The organism is Streptomyces sp. NPDC002888 (genome assembly GCF_042888465.1).
Lineage (GTDB): Bacteria > Actinomycetota > Actinomycetes > Streptomycetales > Streptomycetaceae > Streptomyces.
Window position 1 is genome coordinate 392,994 of the sequence record NZ_JBIAPU010000005.1, and the last position, 19,427, is coordinate 412,420.

Here is a 19,427-nt window from a genome sequence, read left to right on the forward strand (position 1 = left end):
CAGTCATCGGAAAATCAGAACAACCAACCCCGGAACCAAAGTCAACCGCAGGTGCCGAAGTCCCTACAGTCCCCGAAGCGGCAGCCCTCGACGGCGCCGAGCGGATACAGCGGATCAGACACACGATCGACTGCTTCCGGGGCACCACTGTCCTCGTCCCCATCGAGCGAGGCGAGGGTTTCTTGACCGCTGACCGCTGACCGCTGACCGCTGACCGCTCGACGCCAAGCTGGTCGTTCCCAAGTCGACGGCGGCACGAAGGCGTTCTTGCCGATCTGCGCCAGATCCTTCTGGCTCGCCTTCAGGTCGCCGTAACTGCTGGGGCGGGTGCGGGGCGGCCGCCGCTGCCGGGATCCAACTGGTTCAGCTGCATGTGGGCGGACCCACCCCTCGCCGCCTGCGACTTCAGCTGTTCCCACTCGTCCCACGCCATGCGCGGACCCCTTCCCCGTGTCCCCGTGTCCCCGTGAAGCCCGCCCTCCCGGACGGGACTGCTTCGGCAAGCTACAAATGGCCAGATCCGTGAGCCGAGTTCAAGCTGGTTCACGGATCTCGCCAAATTTTCCACAAGTCACAGCCGTACGGCTGGACAAAGGGGAGAGTGGCCCGCCGAGATTCTCAAACCCGAGATTCTCAACGGGAGCCGACGCCTCAGTACGCCTCCTTCACCAACCCCACCTGCACCAAGGGCTTCCCCTGCCGCCGAGACACAAAGACCCCCCGCCCCGCGGGCATCGGCCGTGGTCGGACCCCGCCGAGGAGGTCGCCCTCGCCGGGGTCGCCGGCGAGCACCACACCCTGCGCGCCCAGCTCCTTCATGCGCTGCATGAACGGCTCGTACGAGGCGCGACCCGCGCCCGCCGTGGAGCGGGCGATGATGAAGCGGACGCCGACGTCGCGGGCGAAGGGGAGGAGCTCGGTGAGGGCGGCCAGCGGGTTGCCGCTGGACGTCGACACGAGGTCGTAGTCGTCGATGACGACGTACACGTTCGGTCCACGCCACCAGCTGCGGTCCCTCAGCTGCTGTGCGGTGACGTCCGCCGTCGGGGTGCGGCGCTCCATCAGGTTGGCGAGGGCGGACATGTGGTGGTCCATGGCGTTGGACATCGGGATGTACTCGGCCAGGTGGGTGGACGGCGTGACGTCGAGGAGCGAGCGCCGGTTGTCGACCACGAACAGCTTGCACTCGTCGCCCGAGTAGCGCTGCGTGAGCTGCTTGATCAGCAGGCGCACCAGGTTCGACTTGCCCGACTCGCTCTCGCCGAACACGAGGAAGAACGGGTCCTGCTCGAAGTCGACGAAGACCGGCTCGAGGTTGTCCTCGTCGAGGGAGAAGGCGACCCCGCGCCGCGGGAAGCGGTCCCCCGGGGGCAGGTGGTCGGCCGGGAACTCGCGGGGCAGCAGCCGGACCTCGGGGGCCGGCGGAGCCTGCCAGTGGCGCGTGACCTCCGTCGCCAGTGCCTGCGTGGCGTCGGCCAGGTCCGTGTCGGACGTCAGGCCGTCGATCCGCGGCACCGCCGCCATGAAGTGCTGCTTCTGCGGGGACTGGCCTCGACCCGGCACGCCCGTGGGGACGTTCGCGGCGACCTTGCGGTCCATCTCCGAGTCCATCGGGTCGCCGAGCCGCAGCTCCAGGCGGTTCATCAGGTGGTCCTTGAGGTTCGCGCGGACCTCCATCGACCGCGACGCCGTCAGGACGACGTGGATGCCGTAGCCCAGACCGCGCGCTGCCATGTCGACGACGATCGGGTCCAGCGCCTCGTAGTCCGTACGGAAGTTGCCCCAGCCGTCGATGACGAGGAACACGTCGCCCCACGGCTGGTCCGTGACCGAGATGTCGCCGCGCGCCCGGCGGGACCGGAAGTCCGCGATCGACGGGATGCCCGCGGAGCGGAAGTACTCCTCGCGGCGGGTCAGCACGCCGTACACCTCGGCCACCGTGCGCCGCACCCGCTCGGGGTCCAGGCGCGAGGCCACCCCGCCGACGTGCGGCAGACCGGCCAGCGACGCCATGCCGCCGCCGCCGAAGTCGAGGCCGTAGAACTGGACCTCTTGCGGCGTGTGGGTGAGGGCGAAGGAGCAGATCAGCGAGCGCAGAAGCGTCGACTTGCCGGACTGCGGGCCGCCGATGATCTGCATATGGCCCGCCGCACCGGAGAAGTCGGCCCACAGAGGGTCGCGGCGCTGTTCGTACGGCTTGTCCACCAGGCCGACCGGGACGACCAGGCGGCCCGCACCCTCGTAGCCCGGCTGTGTGAGCCCCCGGCCCTCGACCGCCGTGAGGCCGGGCAGGAGGGCGTCCAACGACGGCGGGCTGTCCAGCGGCGGCAGCCACACCTGGTGCGCCGCCGGGCCCTGCGCCTCAAGGCGGCGCACGATCACGTCCAGCACGGTGTCCGCCAGCGCCTCGTCGACGTCCGGAGTGCTCGCCGGACGCTGCTGCGGCACCGGCACGTACTGCACCGGCACCTCGGCCGCCGTGAACAGCACCGGGCGCCGGTCCACCGGCAGCGGCCCGCCGCCCAGCGCCGCCCGCTGCGTACCCGAGCGGTACACGCCGGAGACGTACGCGGCCTTGAACCGCACCATCTCGTCCGTGCCGAACTTCAGGAACCCGGAGCCCGGCACGTTCGGCAGTTCGTAGGCGTCCGGGACGCCGAGCGCCGCCCGGGACTCGGCGGCCGAGAACGTGCGCAGACCGATGCGGTACGACAGATAGGTCTCCAGACCGCGCAGGCGGCCCTCCTCCAGGCGCTGCGACGCGAGCAGCAGGTGCACGCCGAGCGAGCGGCCGATGCGGCCGATCTGCACGAACATCTCGATGAAGTCCGGCTTGGCGGTCAGCAGTTCGCTGAACTCATCGATCACCAGGACCAGCGAGGGGATCGGCTGCAGGGGAGCGCCGGCCGCGCGCGCCTTCTCGTAGTCGTGGATGTTGGCGTAGTTGCCCGCGTCGCGCAGCATCTCCTGGCGGCGGTTGAGCTCACCGCGGATGGAGTCGCCCATGCGGTCGACCAGGGTGAGGTCGTCGGCGAGGTTGGTGATGACGGCCGCCACGTGCGGCATCTGCGCCATGCCCGCGAAGGTCGCGCCACCCTTGAAGTCCGCCAGGACGAAGTTCAGGGTCTCCGAGGAGTGCGTGACGGCGAGGCCGAGCACCAGCGTGCGCAGCAGCTCCGACTTGCCGGAACCGGTCGCGCCCACGCACAGACCGTGCGGGCCCATGCCCTCCTGCGCGGCCTCCTTGAGGTCGAGCATCACGGGCCGGCCGTCCTCACCGAGACCGATCGGCACCCGCAGCCGCTCCGCCAGGGAACGCTGCCGCCAGGTGCGCTTGGTGTCGACGGACGCCGCGTCACCGAGGTTGAGCAGGTCGGTGAACTCCAGGTTGGCCAGCAGCGGTTCGTCGTCGTCCCCGCCGGAGGCCACCCGCAGCGGGGCCAGTTGCCGGGCGAGGGCCTCGGCGGACTCGTGGGAGAGGGCGTCGGGTGTCCCCTCGTAGACGACACCGTGCCCCGACTCCAGATGCAGCGCCTCGGGCTGTACGACGATGGAGAGCTCGCCGCCCGCCCCGGTGAGCTCGCCCGCGACGACCTCCAGGACGGTCACGCCCTGGAGCCCCTCGGGGTTGGCCAGGACCGAGTCCTGCGGCAGGGACAGGCCGTCGAGGACGACGACGATGTGCGGCTCCTCCGGCAGCGGCGTCGCGTTGGGGTGGAAGCGCGGGCGCCCGGTCAGCCGGGTGGAGAGCAGGTTCTCCAGCTCGCGGGTGTCGCTGTCGATCAGCCTGCGGCTGCCCGCGCCGTCCACGGCACCGGCCGCCTGCGTGTGCGGCAGCCACTTGGCCCACTCCCAGTGCGGCAGCGCCTCCCGGCTCGCCGCGACCACGAGGACCAGGTCCTCGGGGGAGTGCAGCGCGGCCAGCGAACCGGCCATGGCCCGGGCGGAGGACCGTACGGAGTGCGGGTCACCGCTCACCGTGACGTGGTAGAAGGCCCGCAGGGAGACCGCCATCGGCAGGTCCTCCAGGGTGCTGTGCACCGAGAGGAAGCGCTGCATCGCGCCCGCCGTCAGCGGCTCCAACTGCTCGACCGGCCCGTGCTCCGGGGGGATCAGGGGAGTGGCGAGCGACTGGGCGCCGAGGCCGATGCGGACCTGGGCGAAGTCCTCGTCGCCCGCCCGCCGTTCCCACACCCGGCTGCCCTCGGCGACCAGGGCCCACAGCTGTTCGGGAGAGGGGTGGAGGTAGTACTGCGCGTCCCGCTGCGCCTGCGCCGTGTCGAGGGCGGTGCGCCGGGTCTGCGTCAGATAGCTCAGGTAGTCGCGGCGCATGTCCGCCAACTGCCCCTGGGAGCCGCGCCGGAAGCGGACCACCATCGCGATGGACATGGCCACCGTCGAGGCGATCATGACCATGCCCATGATCCTCATGAACGGCTGCCCGCTCGTGAAGAAGAAGACCACCGAGCCACCCATGCCGAGCGTGGGCAGCAGTTGCATCAGCACGCTCTCCTGGTGCCCGCGCGGCAGCTCGGGCGGAGGCTGCAGGACGATCTCGTCCGTGGACACCTCGGGCGGCAGCACCCGAGGCGGGCGCTTCACGACGATGTGGCTCACTGGTCACTCATTCCCTCGGGCCTGTCCGGCGGATCGTGCCGCAACTGCGGGGCCCGGCACGCCCTCCCCCACTCTCGACTTCGCTCGGGCGGGAGGTGCTCCCACCCGCGGTGTCGTCGGTCGCCGACTCCCCGAGCTCTCGGCTCCGCTCGAGCAGGGCGGTACCCCCATCGCGCCGACTCCCTCCTCCGCCTTGCAGCTGGACACACCAGCCCCCGCTCACCTGCGCTCATCAGGTGCCGCACCTTTCCTGCGACCTGCTCCGCCGGACAGGCCCTGGCCGTGTCCCGGGAGGTCGTTCGCCACCCCGTGTCAGGCGGACGAAGGCCGCCGCGTGATCCTACTGACTACACATGTGACGAGGGGGCGGTAGGGTGCCGGATGTTCGCGTGAGCACAGAGGAGTTGGGCCAGGCGGATCGGGGCATACGGCGCGATCCGGAGCGGCGCGCAACCCCGGCGACGGCACGCGACGTGCCCCGCCCGCACGCGGTGGGGAGAGCGGCGCTGAACCTTCACGCCGCAGACGCAGAATCATCACTGAGGGGGAGCAGCAGGTGAGCATGACGGCCTCCACGGCAACCACCGGGGGAGGCCCCGGTCCCGGAACGCCTTCCGGGGCAGGCACGGGGCTCGGCTTCTGCCGGGTCACGATCGTCGCCCCCGACAGCCGCATCGACGTGGCACTGCCCGACGACATCCCGGTCGCCGACATCTACCCGGAGATCCTCCGGCTCTCCCAGCAGAGCCCCGCGGAGGGCGCCCCCGTCGGCTACCACCTCGTACGCCGGGACGGCACCGTCCTCGACAGCTCCCGCTCGTTCGCCGCCCAGCGCATTCTCGACGGCGAACTGCTCACCCTGCGCCCCTTCTCCGAGTCGCTGCCCCCGGCCGTCTTCGACGACATGTCCGAAGCGGTCGCCTCCGCCGTGACCCGCGAGCACACCCAGTGGAGCGACGGACTGACGCGCGCCGCGGGCCTCGTCGGGGGAGGTGTCCTGCCGGCCCTGCTGGCCTTCGTGGCCTGGACCGGCGACCCGCGCCACGACATGCACAGCCTGCCCGGCGTCCTCGCCGCGGTCACCGGTCTCCTCCTCCTCGTCCTCGCCTGCGTGCGCGCCCGGATCTACGACGACCGGGCCTCGGCCGTCGCCCTCGGACTCGGCGCGCTGCCCAACGTGGCGGTGGCCGGCTCCGGACTCCTCCCGCTCGCCGACGGACAGGGCATCGGCAAGCTGCAGTTCCTGCTGGCCTGCGCCGCCGTGCTGCTCGCCTCGGTCCTGCTCACCCTGTGCTCCCCGAGCGGCGACGGGCCCTTCGTCGCCTTCGTCTTCGCCTCCGCCGTCGGTCTGCTCGCCGTCTTCGCGGCGACCCTCGCCCATTGGACACCCTCCGAGGTCGGCGCGCTGTGCGCCCCGGTCGCCGTGGGAGCCCTGGCTTTCCTGCCGGGCCTGTCCATGCGCTTCGCCCGCCTCCCGATCGGCTTCGACCCCCCGAACACCGCCCCGCGCAGCGCGTACGGCGCCGACCCCGCCCCCCAGGAGCCGGTGGACGCCGAGCGGGTCGGCGCCCAGGCCCGCCGCGGTCACGAACTCCTGGTCGGCCTGGTCGGTGGCTGCGCGGTCGTCGCGGTCGGGGCCTCGGCCGTCCTCGGGTTCTCCGACGGCGTCTGGGCCCAGCTGCTGGCGCTCGCGACCGGCGTCGCGCTGCTGATGCGCGCCCACCTCTTCCGGTACACGGCCCAGGTCGCCCCGGTCCTGGGCGCCGGCCTGGCCTCCCTCGTGCTGCTGGGCCTCGGCCTCGCCCTCAACCCGCCGCACGCGCTGATCCGCGAGGCCCTCACGGGCGACCGTACCGACCTCGACATCCGCACGATCTGGCTCGTCGCGGCCATCGCCGCCGCGGCCGCGATCGTCACCGCGGTCGGCCTGATCCTCTCGCGGGGCGGCCTCACACCGTTCTGGGGACGCTTCCTGGAGATCGCCGAGGGCTTCGTGCTGCTGACCTTGGTGCCGCTGGCGCTGGCTGTCTTCGACGTGTACGCGACGGCCCGGTCGATGACGAGCTGAAACGACGAAGAGCCGACGCGACGGCGAACTGAGCTGACGAGCAGGTCGCGTGAACGAGCCGACGCGACGGCGACTGAGCTGACGAGCAGGTCGCGTGAACGAGCCGACGACCTGAGCTGACGAGCAGGTCACGTGGACGAGCTGTGAAAGAAAGGGAACATCGAGCGTGAGCTTCGGCCCGCCGCCTTCCATCTACACTCAGTCCGCCGTCTCGGCGGACCAGCAGCGCAGCAAGAAGCGGCGCAGGACGCTGCTCGGCGTCGTGGCCGCCGTCGTGGTCGCCGCGCTGGGCGCGGGCGCGCTGCTGCTGTCCGGTGCCTTGGAACAGGACCCCAAGACGTCGAAAAAGCCGCTCGCCGCTACCGCGCAGGGCCGCCTCGACGTCCGGGAGACCGTCGAGAAGCGGCCCGCGAGCACCACCGGCACCATGGGCTTCCGCTTCTCCACCGACGACATGAGCCCCAACGAGCAGCACGAGATGCCGGGCATGTGGGCGACGGACAAGATCCTCGCCAAGGGCATCAACCGCACGGTCGTCGGCCTCGCCGTCGGCACCGACGCCTCACCCGGCGACGAGAAGTGGAAGCTCTCGCTGTCCGGTCCGATCTGCGGCTACACCCGCCATGTGACCGGCGAGAACCGTACGGCCGTCCTGTTCAGGTCGAGCGAGGACGAGGACGCCCTCTGCGACCAGGTGGCCTTCTTCGACCTCGACGACGGCCGGAAGATCTGGCAGCACGAGATCGCCGCCTCCCGCGAGGGCGGCGGCAAGGGCACCCCGGACAACAGCGCCACCCAGAACACCCCCAGCGTGACCCTCACCCGCGCCACCGTCGCCGTCACCTGGGGCGGCGGCTCCGAGGCGTACGACATGGACAACGGCCGCAGGCTGTGGAGTACGAAGACCACCGGCACCTGCGAGGACGCCGGCGCCGCCGGCGGAGGGGCCCTGCTCATCCGGGTCTCGTGCTGGCACGACGGCAAGCCCGTCGACTCCTGGGAGTCCCTCACCTACAAGGTGCGCGCGGTCGACCCGAGGACCGGCCGGACCAAGTGGACGTACTCCGCCGCGACCGGCGTCCGGGACCTCAAGGTGCCGTCCACCGACCCGCCCGTCCTCGCCGTCGCGGCCGGCGACACCGGCTACACCGAGCTGCTCTCCCTGGACGGCCGGGGCAAGAACCGCGCCACGATCCGGCTGCAGAACGGGCAGTACGTCGGCGACTGCTCCTCCGAACTCGACTACCTCGTCATCGACGACTGCCCGACGATTCCGGTCGGCGGCGGCCAGGTCTTCCTCAGGAGCAAGGACTCCGACGACGCCCTGCACCCCTCCAACTGGATCGTGGGCTTCGACCTGGCCACCGGGAACACCACGAAGAAGTTCGAGTCGGGCCCCAACGAGACGCTCCGTCCGATCCGCACCAGCGGCGGACAGCTCCTCGCCCTCCGCCTGAGCAGCGACCGCATCGCGCCCATGGGACTGGTCAGCCTGGACCCCGAGACGGGCAAGGAGACGCCGTACTTCTACTTCGGCCTGCCGCTGGAGGCCGAGAACTTCACGATCATCGACTCGAACGACGTTCTCGTGCAGAACGGAAGGCTCTACTTCGGCGCCAAGCAGGCCAACGGCCCCACCGAGAAGGAGGGCAAGGCCTGGACCCTGATGGTCCTGGGCATCGAGAGCGCCGCGAGGAAGACCGGCACCGGGCAGTGAGACGGGGGACCGGCATCGACCAGTCCCCCGTTCCGTCACTGCGGTCCGTCACCGCGGTCCGTCACTCCGTGGCGAGCCCCCCGTTGTGCGGCGCCGGCTCCAGGTCGAACTCCCCGTCCCGCGCGCCCAGCACGAAGGCACGCCACTCCGCCTCCGTGTAGCGCAGCACCGTGTCCGGGTCGAGCGACGACCGCATTCCCACGGCACCGCCGGGAAGATAGGCGATCTCGACCCGCTCCTCCTGCTCCTCCGTGCCGGGCGCGCACAGCCACTCGACGCCGGAGATGTCGAGCGCGTACAGCTCGTCCCGCTCCCGCTCCTTGCGCGCCTTGGTCTCCGCTTCCGTCTCCGCCATGCCCCAGCGACCCCTTCCCGACGTACGAACCAGTCCGAGCGCTCACCCTAGTGGCCTCCCGAGCGCTCTCCCGGAGCTTCCGGGCCCCGGGCAAAGGCGCCCACAAGTGCCTGGTACCCTGAGTGACGGCCGTTTGTGTACGCACCCCCGGAGCCCTCGCTCTGGAGGCCGCGCCCAGCGGATCCCCGCCTCCCGAGTAACGGAAGCTCCCCCGAGACAAAGACCGGGGGCACTCGGTGGCCACTCAAAGACTACGAGGAGTACGCGTGTCGCTCGACGCCGCTACGAAGAAGCAGATCATCACCGAGTTCGGTACCAAGGAGGGCGACACCGGCTCCCCCGAGGTCCAGGTCGCGATGCTCTCGCGCCGTATCTCGGACCTGACCGAGCACCTCAAGACCCACAAGCACGACCACCACTCCCGTCGTGGTCTGCTGATCCTGGTCGGTCAGCGCCGCCGTCTGCTGCAGTACCTCGCCAAGAAGGACATCCAGCGCTTCCGTGCGCTGGTCGACCGCCTCGGCATCCGCCGTGGTGCTGCGGGCGCCAAGTAAGACGCAGTGAGGGGAGCGGTTCCCGACAGATCGGGGGCCGCTCCCTTTGCCGTACGTGGGGAAACGTGCGGAGTGTCACCCACGCTTTGTAGTGTGGTAGCACAACGCAATACGCACGACACACAAGAGCACGACACAGAACGAGGAGAAGCGCGCCTCGCCGCCGCCGGTCCTCGGTAGTGGCCCCCGGGCGTTCGAGCCCCGGGTGCTTCGATCGAAGACCGGCCCGCACCGAACGGAACGCTTCTCCGCCACCGTCCCCCTGCCACACGGGCAGCCGCGGGACGAAAGACGACAAGTAACGGAGAAATTGCTAGTGGAGAACGAGACCCACTACGCCGAGGCCGTCATCGACAACGGCGCCTTCGGTACCCGCACCATCCGCTTCGAGACGGGCCGCCTGGCCAAGCAGGCCGCCGGCTCCGCCGTGGCGTACCTGGACGACGACACCATGGTGCTGTCGGCCACCACCGCCTCCAAGAACCCCAAGGACCAGCTCGACTTCTTCCCCCTGACGGTGGACGTCGAGGAGCGGATGTACGCCGCCGGCAAGATCCCCGGCAGCTTCTTCCGCCGTGAGGGCCGCCCCTCCGAGGACGCCATCCTCACCTGCCGCCTCATCGACCGCCCGCTGCGCCCGTCCTTCAAGAAGGGCCTGCGCAACGAGATCCAGGTCGTCGCCACGATCATGGCGCTCAACCCCGACCACCTGTACGACGTCGTCGCGATCAACGCCGCGTCCGCGTCCACGCAGCTGGCCGGTCTGCCCTTCTCCGGCCCGATCGGTGGCGTCCGCGTCGCGCTGATCAACGGCCAGTGGGTCGCGTTCCCGACGCACACCGAGCTCGAGGACGCCGTCTTCGACATGGTCGTCGCCGGGCGCGTCCTGGAGGACGGCGACGTCGCGATCATGATGGTCGAGGCCGAGGCCACCGACAAGACCATCCAGCTGGTCAAGGGCGGCGCCGAGGCGCCGACCGAGGAGGTCGTCGCCTCCGGTCTGGACGCCGCGAAGCCCTTCATCAAGGTGCTCTGCAAGGCCCAGGCCGACCTCGCCGCCAAGGCCGCCAAGCCGACCGGCGAGTTCCCGGTCTTCCTCGACTACCAGGACGACGTCCTGGAGGCGCTGTCCGCCGCCGTCCGCCCGGAGCTCGCCTCCGCGCTGACCATCGCGGGCAAGCAGGACCGCGAGGCCGAGCTGGACCGCGTCAAGGCGCTCGCCGCCGAGAAGCTCCTGCCGGAGTTCGAGGGCCGCGAGAAGGAGATCTCCGCCGCGTACCGCTCGCTCACCAAGCAGCTGGTCCGCGAGCGCGTGATCAAGGAGAAGAAGCGCATCGACGGCCGCGGCGTCACGGACATCCGTACGCTCGCCGCCGAGGTCGAGGCCATCCCGCGCGTGCACGGCTCGGCGCTGTTCGAGCGTGGCGAGACCCAGATCCTGGGCGTCACCACCCTCAACATGCTCCGCATGGAGCAGCAGCTGGACACCCTCTCCCCGGTGACCCGCAAGCGCTACATGCACAACTACAACTTCCCGCCGTACTCCGTCGGTGAGACCGGCCGCGTCGGCTCCCCGAAGCGCCGCGAGATCGGCCACGGCGCCCTCGCCGAGCGCGCCATCGTGCCGGTGCTGCCGACGCGCGAGGAGTTCCCCTACGCGATCCGTCAGGTGTCCGAGGCCCTCGGCTCCAACGGCTCGACGTCCATGGGCTCGGTCTGCGCCTCCACCATGTCGCTGCTGAACGCCGGTGTGCCCCTGAAGGCCCCCGTCGCCGGTATCGCCATGGGTCTGATCTCCCAGGAGATCAACGGCGAGACGCACTACGTCGCCCTCACCGACATCCTCGGTGCGGAGGACGCCTTCGGCGACATGGACTTCAAGGTCGCCGGCACCAAGGAGTTCGTGACCGCCCTCCAGCTCGACACCAAGCTGGACGGCATCCCGGCCTCCGTCCTGGCCGCCGCCCTCAAGCAGGCCCGTGACGCCCGCCTCCACATCCTCGACGTGATGATGGAAGCGATCGACACGCCGGACGAGATGTCCCCCAACGCCCCGCGGATCATCACCGTCAAGATCCCCGTGGACAAGATCGGTGAGGTCATCGGCCCCAAGGGCAAGATGATCAACCAGATCCAGGAGGACACCGGCGCCGAGATCACGATCGAGGACGACGGCACCATCTACATCGGTGCCGCCGACGGCCCGGCCGCCGAGGCCGCCCGCGCCACGATCAACGGCATCGCCAACCCGACCATGCCGGAGGTCGGCGAGCGCTACCTGGGTACGGTCGTCAAGACCACCACCTTCGGCGCGTTCGTCTCCCTGCTCCCCGGCAAGGACGGTCTGCTGCACATCTCGCAGATCCGCAAGCTGGCCGGCGGCAAGCGCGTGGAGAACGTCGAGGACGTGGTCGGCGTGGGCGCCAAGGTCCAGGTCGAGATCGCCGAGATCGACTCCCGCGGCAAGCTCTCCCTGATCCCCGTGATCGAGGGCGAGGAAGGTACTACCGACGAGCAGAAGGACGACACCGACAAGTGACGTCGAGTAGCTCCAAGGCGACGGCCCGCACCTCTTCGGAGGCGCGGGCCGTCGCCCGTACCCAAACCCTCATCAAGGGCGAGAACGGCATCGGTACGGTCCGCAAAACCACCCTCCCGGGCGGCCTGCGCATCGTCACCGAAACCCTCCCGTCGGTCCGCTCCGCGACCTTCGGCATCTGGGCGCACGTCGGCTCCCGTGACGAGACCCCGGCCCTGAACGGCGCCACGCACTACCTCGAGCACCTGCTCTTCAAGGGCACCTCGAAGCGCAGCGCCCTCGACATCTCCTCCGCCATCGACGCGGTCGGCGGCGAGATGAACGCGTTCACGGCGAAGGAGTACACGTGCTACTACGCGCGCGTGCTCGACACCGATCTGCCGCTCGCCATAGACGTCGTCTGTGACATGCTCACGGGCTCCCTGATCCTCGAAGAGGACGTCAACGTCGAGCGCGGCGCGATCCTCGAAGAGATCGCCATGACCGAGGACGACCCGGGCGACTGCGTGCACGACCTGTTCGCGCGCACCATGTTCGGCGACAACCCCCTCGGCCGCCCCGTTCTCGGCACGGTCGACACGGTCAACGCCCTCACCGCCGACCGCATCCGCCGCTTCTACAAGAAGCACTACGACCCCACCCACCTCGTCGTCGCGGCCGCCGGCAACGTCGACCACAACAAGGTCGTACGACAGGTCCGCGCCGCCTTCGAGAAGGCGGGCGCCCTCAAGGAACTCGACGCCACGCCCATCGCCCCGCGCGAGGGCCGGCGCGCTCTGCGCGCCGCGGGCCGCGTCGACCTGATCGGCCGCAAGACCGAGCAGGCGCACGTCGTCCTCGGCATGCCCGGTCTGTCCCGCACGGACGACCGTCGCTGGGCCCTCGGCGTCCTCAACACGGCCCTCGGCGGAGGCATGTCGTCGAGGCTCTTCCAGGAGGTCCGCGAGAAGCGCGGCCTGGCCTACAGCGTGTACTCGTACACCTCGGGCTTCGCCGACTGCGGACTGTTCGGCGTGTACGCGGGCTGCCGCCCGAGTCAGGTGCACGACGTGCTGAAGATCTGCCGCGACGAACTCGACCACGTCGCCGAAAACGGCCTGTCCGACGACGAGATCAGCCGCGCCATCGGCCAGCTCCAGGGCTCCACGGTCCTCGGCCTCGAGGACACCGGTGCGCTCATGAACCGCATCGGCAAGAGTGAGCTGTGCTGGGGCGAGCAGATGTCCGTCGACGACATGCTGGCCAAGATAGTGGCGGTGACCCCGGACGAGGTCCGCTCGGTCGCCCGCGCCGTCCTGGGACAGCGCCCGTCGCTGTCGGTCATCGGCCCGCTCAAGGACAAGCAGGCCTCCCGGCTGCACGACGCGGTCGCCTAACTCACACCCCTAAGGAAGCACAACAGATGAGCAAGCTGCGTGTGGCGGTCCTCGGCGCCAAGGGCCGTATCGGGGCCGAGGCGGTACGAGCGGTCGAGGCCGCCGAGGACATGGAGCTGGTGGCCGCCCTGGGCAGGGGTGACAAGCTGGAGACGCTGGCGGACACCGGCGCCCAGGTCGCGGTCGAACTGACCACGCCCGCCTCGGTCATGGACAACCTCGAGTTCTGCGTACGGCACGGCATCCACGCCGTCGTCGGCACGACCGGCTGGACCGACGAGCGCCTCGCGCAGCTCAGGGGCTGGCTGGCCGACTCCCCGGAGACCGGCGTGCTCATCGCCCCGAACTTCTCCATCGGGGCGGTCCTGACCATGAAGTTCGCGCAGATCGCCGCGCCGTACTTCGAGTCCGTCGAGGTCGTGGAGCTGCACCACCCCAACAAGGTGGACGCTCCGTCCGGCACCGCCACGCGCACCGCTCAGCTCATCGCCGAGGCCCGCCGTGCGGCCGGCACCGCCCCGGCGCCGGACGCCACGGCCACGGCCCTGGACGGCGCCCGCGGCGCGAACGTCGACGGCGTCCCCGTCCACGCCGTCCGCCTGCGTGGCCTGCTGGCCCATCAGGAGGTCCTGCTGGGCGGCGAGGGCGAGACGCTGACCGTCCGCCACGACTCCCTGCACCACAGCAGTTTCATGCCGGGCATCCTGCTGGGCGCCCGCCGCGTGGTGACCACTCCGGGCCTGACGTTCGGCCTGGAGCACTTCCTGGACCTGAACTGAGCCCCTGAAGCCATGCGCGCGAAGCTCTCCTACGCCCTCACGGCCGCCGTCCTGGTCTTCTACTTCGTCCTGGTCGGCAGCCGCGGCGTCATGCTCATACAGTCCGGCACGCTCATCACCGTCACCTTCGGCGTGGCGGTGCTGATCCTGCCGGTCATCGGCGTGTGGTTCCTGTGGAAGAACACCCAGTTCGTCCGCAGGGCCAACGCGCTCGCCGCTGAACTCGACGCCGAGGGCGGCCTGCCCGTCGACGAGCTGCAGCGCACCCCCAGCGGCCGCGTCGACCGCGACTCGGCCGACGAGGTCTTCGCCCGGCGCAAGGCCGAGACGGAGGCGGCGCCGGACGACTGGCGCACCTGGTTCCGCCTCGCCGTCGCCTACCACGACGCCCGCGACACCCCGCGCGCCCGCAAGGCGATGCAACGGGCGATCACCCTGCACGAGACCTCGCACTGAGCCTCGTACCGAGGCGTCCCCACAACGAGTCGGGGCCCGGTCCGCTTGTGCGGACCGGGCCCCGACACATCAACAGGCGGTGACTCAGCCCGGCCGGTACTCGTCGGCCCAGGCCTCCAGCGAGTCCGCCGCCCGGTCGAACGCCGCCGACCGCGCCAGGAAGTCGGCACCGTGCGAGGACAACAACGCCAGCACGTCCTGCCGGTCCCTGCGTACGAGGGTCAGCGCCTCACCCTGCACCGTGCGCGGCAGGCCGAGCCAGCGCACCGGCTGCTGGACCGTCCGCACGGCGGCGACCCGGTCCCAGGGCACCGTCCGCGTGACGAAGAAGCCCACGTGGCGCAGCCCGCGCGCACTGACCCACACGCCCATGCGCAGCAGCCGCAGCGAGGCGGCGATGACCACCAGCGCGATGCCGAAGACCACACCGCCCTCGGCCGGCGTGCCGGTCAGCGCGATGATGACGGCGGCGAACAGCACGTACGACGCGAGCAGCAGCCACAGGGCCGCCATGCCCACGCGCCACGGGCCGGGCCGGTAGGGGCGCCGCCAGCGGTCGCGGTCGTCGAAGGGCAACGCGACGTCGTCCTCCGCTGCCTCGAATGCGCGGTCGGCCGTCAGGAAGGGCAGGGGCACGGCTGGTCCTCACTCAATCCATGCATGGGCTGTGCCCGGTGAGGCTATCCGCCCGTGTCCCCGCTCACCACTCCTGGGGGTCCGTCCGAGTCAGGGGCGGCTCAGTGCCCCTGGGACGCCTGCGACTGCTGTGTCTGCGCGGGGGAGTGGTCGGTTGTCAGCGCCGGCATCCCCACCACCAGGGAACCCACGAGCGAGGCGACGATCGTGAGCCCCCACAGCCAGCGCCCGGCTATCTGACTCAGCGACGCCCGCTCGGGTGGCGGGGGACTGACATTGCTGCGGAACCTGTCGGCTTCAGCGAGGAAGGCGAACGGAACGGGTTCGCGCCGACGGAACATCGGGGGTCCTGCTCCTCTCGGGGATCGAAAGAATCACTGTCATCAGCTCAGACGAGCGAGTGCCCCAAAAGGTGCCAGCTTTCACCGACTTCGTAGCGGCAAAGTGTCGTCCATCCCCGAATGTGCGCCCCGTAGAGTGGGCGCCGCCCGACAGAAGTGATGGAAGGACCCTCCGAGCCGTGACCGACACCCCCGCCGACGACCTGAAGCCCAGCTTCCGCAGCGATGTCACCGTCGAGCTGGTCAAGCACAGTGCGGCCGACTCCGACGTGCTGTGGGCCGCCCGCGTCTCCACCGCCGGCGAGCAGTCCCTGGACGAGCTGAAGAAGGACCCGGAACGCTCCAAGGGCTTGATCAACTACCTGATGCGGGACCGGCACGGAAGCCCCTTCGAGCACAACTCGATGACGTTCTTCATCAGCGCCCCGATCTTCGTCTTCCGCGAGTTCATGCGCCACCGCGTGGGCTGGTCGTACAACGAGGAGAGCGGCCGCTACAGGGAGCTCCAGCCCCACTTCTACGTCCCCGACGAGGCCCGCAAGCTCGTGCAGGAGGGGCGCCCCGGCAAGTACGTCTTCGTGGAGGGCACCCAGGCCCAGCAGGAGCTGGTCGGGCGCGTCATGGAGGACTCCTATCGCCAGGCCTACGAGGCCTACCAGGAGATGCTCGCCGCCGGCGTCGCCCGCGAGGTGGCCCGCGCGGTCCTCCCGGTCGGACTGTTCTCCTCGATGTACGCCACCTGCAACGCCCGCTCGCTGATGCACTTCCTCGGCCTGCGCACCCAGCACGAGCTCGCGAAGGTCCCGTCCTTCCCGCAGCGGGAGATCGAGATGGTGGGCGAGAAGATGGAGGCCGAGTGGGCCCGGCTCATGCCGCTCACGCACGCCGCCTTCAACGGCAACGGCCGGGTCGCGCCGTGACGCACATGGTTCGCCGCCCGGAACAGATGTATGGATCAGCCGCTTGAAGTGTCCGGATTGCGGCATTTAGGGAAGTTCATCTAGCCTGATCAAACGGACCCGGCACTGCTTGAACCCCCGAGCAGGCAGTGCCGGGTTCCATGTTTGTCCGGACTTTTCACACCCCCCGAGGGAAGACCCCGCGTTGAGCAACGAGTAGCGTGTAACCCATGGCTCCGACCTCCACTCCGCAGACCCCCTTCGGGCGGGTCCTCACCGCCATGGTCACGCCCTTCACGGCGGACGGCGCACTCGACCTCGACGGCGCTCAGCGGCTCGCCACCCACCTGGTGGACGCAGGCAACGACGGCCTGATCATCAATGGCACCACCGGCGAGTCGCCCACGACCAGCAATGCGGAGAAAACGGACCTCGTACGAGCCGTCCTGGAGGCAGTCGGCGACCGCGCCCACGTCGTGGCCGGCGTCGGCACCAACGACACGCACCACAGCATCGAGCTGGCGCGCGCGGCGGAGAAGGTGGGCGCGCACGGCCTCCTGATCGTCACCCCGTACTACAACAAGCCCCCGCAGGAGGGCCTGTACCGGCACTTCAAGGCCGTCGCCGACGCCGCCGAGCTGCCGGTCATGCTCTACGACATCCCCGGCCGCAGCGGCGTCCCGATCAACACCGAGACGCTTGTCCGCCTCGCCGAGCACCCACGCATCGTCGCCAACAAGGACGCCAAGGGCGACCTCGGCCGCGCCAGCTGGGCCATCGCCGAGTCCGGCCTCGCCTGGTACTCCGGTGACGACATGCTGAACCTGCCGCTGCTCTCCGTGGGCGCGGTCGGCTTCGTCTCGGTCGTCGGCCATGTCGTCACGCCGGACCTGCGCGCCCTCGTCGACGCGTTCGTCTCCGGTGACGTCCAGAAGGCCACCGAGATTCATCAGAAGCTGCTCCCCGTCTACACCGGCATGTTCCGCACCCAGGGCGTCATGACGACGAAGGCCGCGCTCGCCCTCCAGGGCCTGCCCGCCGGCCCGCTGCGCGCGCCGATGGTGGAGCTCACGCCCGAGGAGACCGAGCAGCTCAAGATCGATCTTGCCGCCGGCGGGGTACAGCTCTGACATCAGACTTCACAACTGAATAGGCGGGTCACCGGTGCCCGCATTCCACAACGACAACTGCTTCTGCACGAACGTCATGCGCGCCACGTGCCCTACCGGTACGTGGCGCGTGTGGTGAGGAGAGTCTTTTGAGTCATCCGCATCCTGAACTCGGTCCGCCCCCGCCGCTCCCCGAGGGAGGCCTGAGGGTCACCCCCCTCGGCGGCCTCGGCGAGATCGGCCGAAACATGACGGTCTTCGAGTACGGCGGCCGTCTGCTGATCGTCGACTGCGGCGTGCTCTTCCCCGAGGAGGAGCAGCCCGGAATCGACCTGATCCTGCCGGACTTCTCGTCCGTCAGGGACCGCCTCGACGACATCGAGGGCATCGTCCTCACGCATGGCCACGAGGACCACATCGGTGGCGTCCCGTTCCTCCTGCGCGAGAAGCCGGACATCCCGCTGATCGGCTCCAAGCTGACCCTCGCCCTCATCGAGGCGAAGCTCCAGGAGCACCGCATCCGCCCGTACACCCTCGAAGTCGTCGAGGGGAACCGCGAGCGCATCGGTCCCTTCGACTGTGAGTTCGTCGCGGTCAACCACTCCATCCCCGACGCTCTCGCGGTGGCCATCCGCACACCGGCCGGCATGGCCGTCCACACCGGCGACTTCAAGATGGACCAGCTTCCGCTGGACAGCCGCCTCACGGACCTCCACGCGTTCGCGCGGCTGAGCGAGGAGGGCATCGACCTCCTTCTCTCCGACTCCACGAACGCCGAGGTCCCGGGCTTCGTTCCGCCCGAGCGCGACATCTCGAACGTCCTGCGCCAGGTCTTCGGGAACGCCCGCAAGCGGATCATCGTGGCGAGCTTCGCCAGCCATGTCCACCGCATCCAGCAGATCCTGGACGCGGCCCACGAGTACGGCCGCAGGGTCGCCTTCGTCGGCCGTTCGATGGTCCGCAACATGGGCATCGCACGCGACCTCGGCTACCTGAAGGTCCCGCCGGGCCTGGTCGTGGACGTCAAGACGCTCGACGACCTCCCGGACCACGAGGTGGTCCTGGTCTGCACGGGCTCCCAGGGCGAACCGATGGCCGCGCTGTCCCGCATGGCCAACCGGGACCACCAGATCCGCATCGTCGACGGCGACACGGTGATCCTGGCGTCGTCACTCATCCCCGGCAACGAGAACGCGGTCTACCGCGTGATCAACGGCCTGACCCGCTGGGGCGCGAACGTCGTCCACAAGGGCAACGCCAAGGTGCACGTCTCCGGGCACGCGTCCGCGGGCGAGCTCCTGTACTTCTACAACATCTGCCGCCCGAAGAACCTGATGCCGGTGCACGGCGAATGGCGTCACCTTCGCGCCAACGCCGAGCTGGGCGCCCTCACCGGTGTCCCGCACGACCGCATCGTCATCGCCGAGGACGGCGTTGTCGTCGACCTCGTCGAGGGCAAGGCGAAGATCTCCGGCAAGGTCCAGGCGGGGTACGTGTACGTCGACGGCCTCTCGGTCGGCGACGTGGGCGAGCCGGCCCTCAAGGACCGGAAGATCCTCGGCGACGAGGGCATCATCTCGGTCTTCGTGGTCATCGACGCGTCCACGGGCAAGATCACGGGCGGTCCGCATGTGCAGGCCCGAGGCTCGGGTATCGAGGACTCCGCTTTCGCCGCCGTCCTCCCGAAGATCACGGAGGTCCTGGAGCGCTCGGCCCAGGACGGCGTGGTCGAGCCCCACCAGATGCAGCAACTCGTGCGGCGGACCCTGGGCAAGTGGGTCTCGGACACCTACCGACGCCGGCCGATGATCCTGCCGGTCGTCGTGGAGGTCTGACCTCACGGACGACCCCTCGTCCGCGTGAACTGGGAGCGGGGGGGGGGGGGGGGGGGGGGGGGGGGGGGGGGGGGGGGGGGGGGGGGGGGGGGGGGGGGGGGGGGGGGGCGGCGCCGCGGGGGGGGGCGCCGCAAGACGAGCCGGAG

The 19,427-nt window shown here is 70.0% G+C and carries 15 protein-coding genes; 10 read left to right on the forward strand and 5 right to left on the reverse strand.

Going from position 1 to position 19,427, the window contains the following annotated elements:
• Positions 1-301: 301 nt before the first annotated feature.
• Together ACFYWX_RS11350 and eccCa are read right to left on the reverse strand one after the other, a co-directional pair.
• Positions 302-433: a hypothetical protein gene (locus ACFYWX_RS11350; RefSeq protein ID WP_389423728.1), complete on the reverse strand. Its 132-nt coding sequence runs from the start codon at positions 431-433 to the stop codon at positions 302-304.
• 218 nt (positions 434-651) lie between these two features.
• Positions 652-4,617: a type VII secretion protein EccCa gene (gene eccCa, locus ACFYWX_RS11355; protein WP_389423729.1), complete on the reverse strand. Its 3,966-nt coding sequence runs from the start codon at positions 4,615-4,617 to the stop codon at positions 652-654.
• Between the two features lie 556 nt (positions 4,618-5,173).
• On the opposite strand from eccCa, the gene eccD reads away from it, so the two are divergent.
• Both eccD and ACFYWX_RS11365 read left to right on the forward strand, forming a co-directional pair.
• Positions 5,174-6,685, forward strand: coding sequence for a type VII secretion integral membrane protein EccD (eccD, locus tag ACFYWX_RS11360; protein ID WP_389423730.1), 1,512 nt, complete (start codon positions 5,174-5,176; stop codon positions 6,683-6,685).
• Positions 6,686-6,851: 166 nt separating this feature from the next.
• Positions 6,852-8,402, forward strand: coding sequence for a PQQ-binding-like beta-propeller repeat protein (locus tag ACFYWX_RS11365; protein ID WP_389423731.1), 1,551 nt, complete (start codon positions 6,852-6,854; stop codon positions 8,400-8,402).
• A 61-nt stretch (positions 8,403-8,463) separates the two neighbouring features.
• Here the strand turns inward: ACFYWX_RS11365 and ACFYWX_RS11370 are convergent, their stop codons facing one another.
• Positions 8,464-8,757 carry a DUF397 domain-containing protein gene (locus tag ACFYWX_RS11370; RefSeq protein WP_389423732.1) on the reverse strand — a complete coding sequence of 98 codons (294 nt, stop codon included), beginning with the start codon at positions 8,755-8,757 and terminating at the stop codon, positions 8,464-8,466.
• Between the two features lie 266 nt (positions 8,758-9,023).
• Between ACFYWX_RS11370 and rpsO the strand changes: the two genes are divergently transcribed.
• The 5 genes from rpsO to ACFYWX_RS11395 all read left to right on the forward strand — a co-directional run bounded on the left by rpsO (position 9,024) and on the right by ACFYWX_RS11395 (position 14,461).
• Positions 9,024-9,311 (forward strand): 30S ribosomal protein S15, encoded by a 288-nt coding sequence (gene rpsO, locus ACFYWX_RS11375; protein ID WP_005479656.1) that lies wholly within the window; start codon positions 9,024-9,026, stop codon positions 9,309-9,311.
• 316 nt (positions 9,312-9,627) lie between these two features.
• Positions 9,628-11,850 carry a polyribonucleotide nucleotidyltransferase gene (locus ACFYWX_RS11380; RefSeq protein ID WP_389423733.1) on the forward strand — a complete coding sequence of 741 codons (2,223 nt, stop codon included), beginning with the start codon at positions 9,628-9,630 and terminating at the stop codon, positions 11,848-11,850.
• Entirely contained in the window at positions 11,847-13,226 is a 1,380-nt protein-coding gene (locus tag ACFYWX_RS11385) for a M16 family metallopeptidase (RefSeq protein ID WP_389423734.1), read from the forward strand. Before ACFYWX_RS11380 ends, ACFYWX_RS11385 begins: the two co-directional genes overlap by 4 nt.
• Positions 13,227-13,252: 26 nt before the next feature.
• Positions 13,253-14,005, forward strand: a complete 753-nt coding sequence (gene dapB, locus ACFYWX_RS11390; protein ID WP_389423735.1) for a 4-hydroxy-tetrahydrodipicolinate reductase — start codon at positions 13,253-13,255, stop codon at positions 14,003-14,005.
• Positions 14,006-14,017: 12 nt separating this feature from the next.
• The gene (locus ACFYWX_RS11395; protein WP_389423736.1) at positions 14,018-14,461 is read left to right on the forward strand and encodes a hypothetical protein; all 444 of its coding nucleotides are present in this window, start codon (positions 14,018-14,020) and stop codon (positions 14,459-14,461) included.
• An 84-nt stretch (positions 14,462-14,545) separates the two neighbouring features.
• Here ACFYWX_RS11395 and ACFYWX_RS11400 read toward each other — a convergent pair whose 3' ends face one another.
• Together ACFYWX_RS11400 and ACFYWX_RS11405 are read right to left on the reverse strand one after the other, a co-directional pair.
• Positions 14,546-15,097: a hypothetical protein gene (locus tag ACFYWX_RS11400; RefSeq protein WP_389423737.1), complete on the reverse strand. Its 552-nt coding sequence runs from the start codon at positions 15,095-15,097 to the stop codon at positions 14,546-14,548.
• 101 nt (positions 15,098-15,198) lie between these two features.
• The gene (locus tag ACFYWX_RS11405; protein WP_389423738.1) at positions 15,199-15,438 is read right to left on the reverse strand and encodes a hypothetical protein; all 240 of its coding nucleotides are present in this window, start codon (positions 15,436-15,438) and stop codon (positions 15,199-15,201) included.
• A gap of 179 nt (positions 15,439-15,617) precedes the next feature.
• Here ACFYWX_RS11405 and thyX point away from each other — a divergent pair, with 179 nt between their 5' ends.
• The 3 genes from thyX (at position 15,618) to ACFYWX_RS11420 (ending at position 19,281) form a co-directional block, all read left to right on the forward strand.
• Positions 15,618-16,358, forward strand: a complete 741-nt coding sequence (gene thyX, locus ACFYWX_RS11410) for an FAD-dependent thymidylate synthase (RefSeq protein WP_389423739.1) — start codon at positions 15,618-15,620, stop codon at positions 16,356-16,358.
• Between the two features lie 209 nt (positions 16,359-16,567).
• The gene (dapA, locus tag ACFYWX_RS11415; protein ID WP_389423740.1) at positions 16,568-17,467 is read left to right on the forward strand and encodes a 4-hydroxy-tetrahydrodipicolinate synthase; all 900 of its coding nucleotides are present in this window, start codon (positions 16,568-16,570) and stop codon (positions 17,465-17,467) included.
• Positions 17,468-17,595: 128 nt separating this feature from the next.
• Complete coding sequence (locus tag ACFYWX_RS11420; protein ID WP_389423741.1) at positions 17,596-19,281, forward strand: ribonuclease J; 1,686 nt, start codon at positions 17,596-17,598, stop codon at positions 19,279-19,281.
• Positions 19,282-19,427 lie beyond the last annotated feature (146 nt).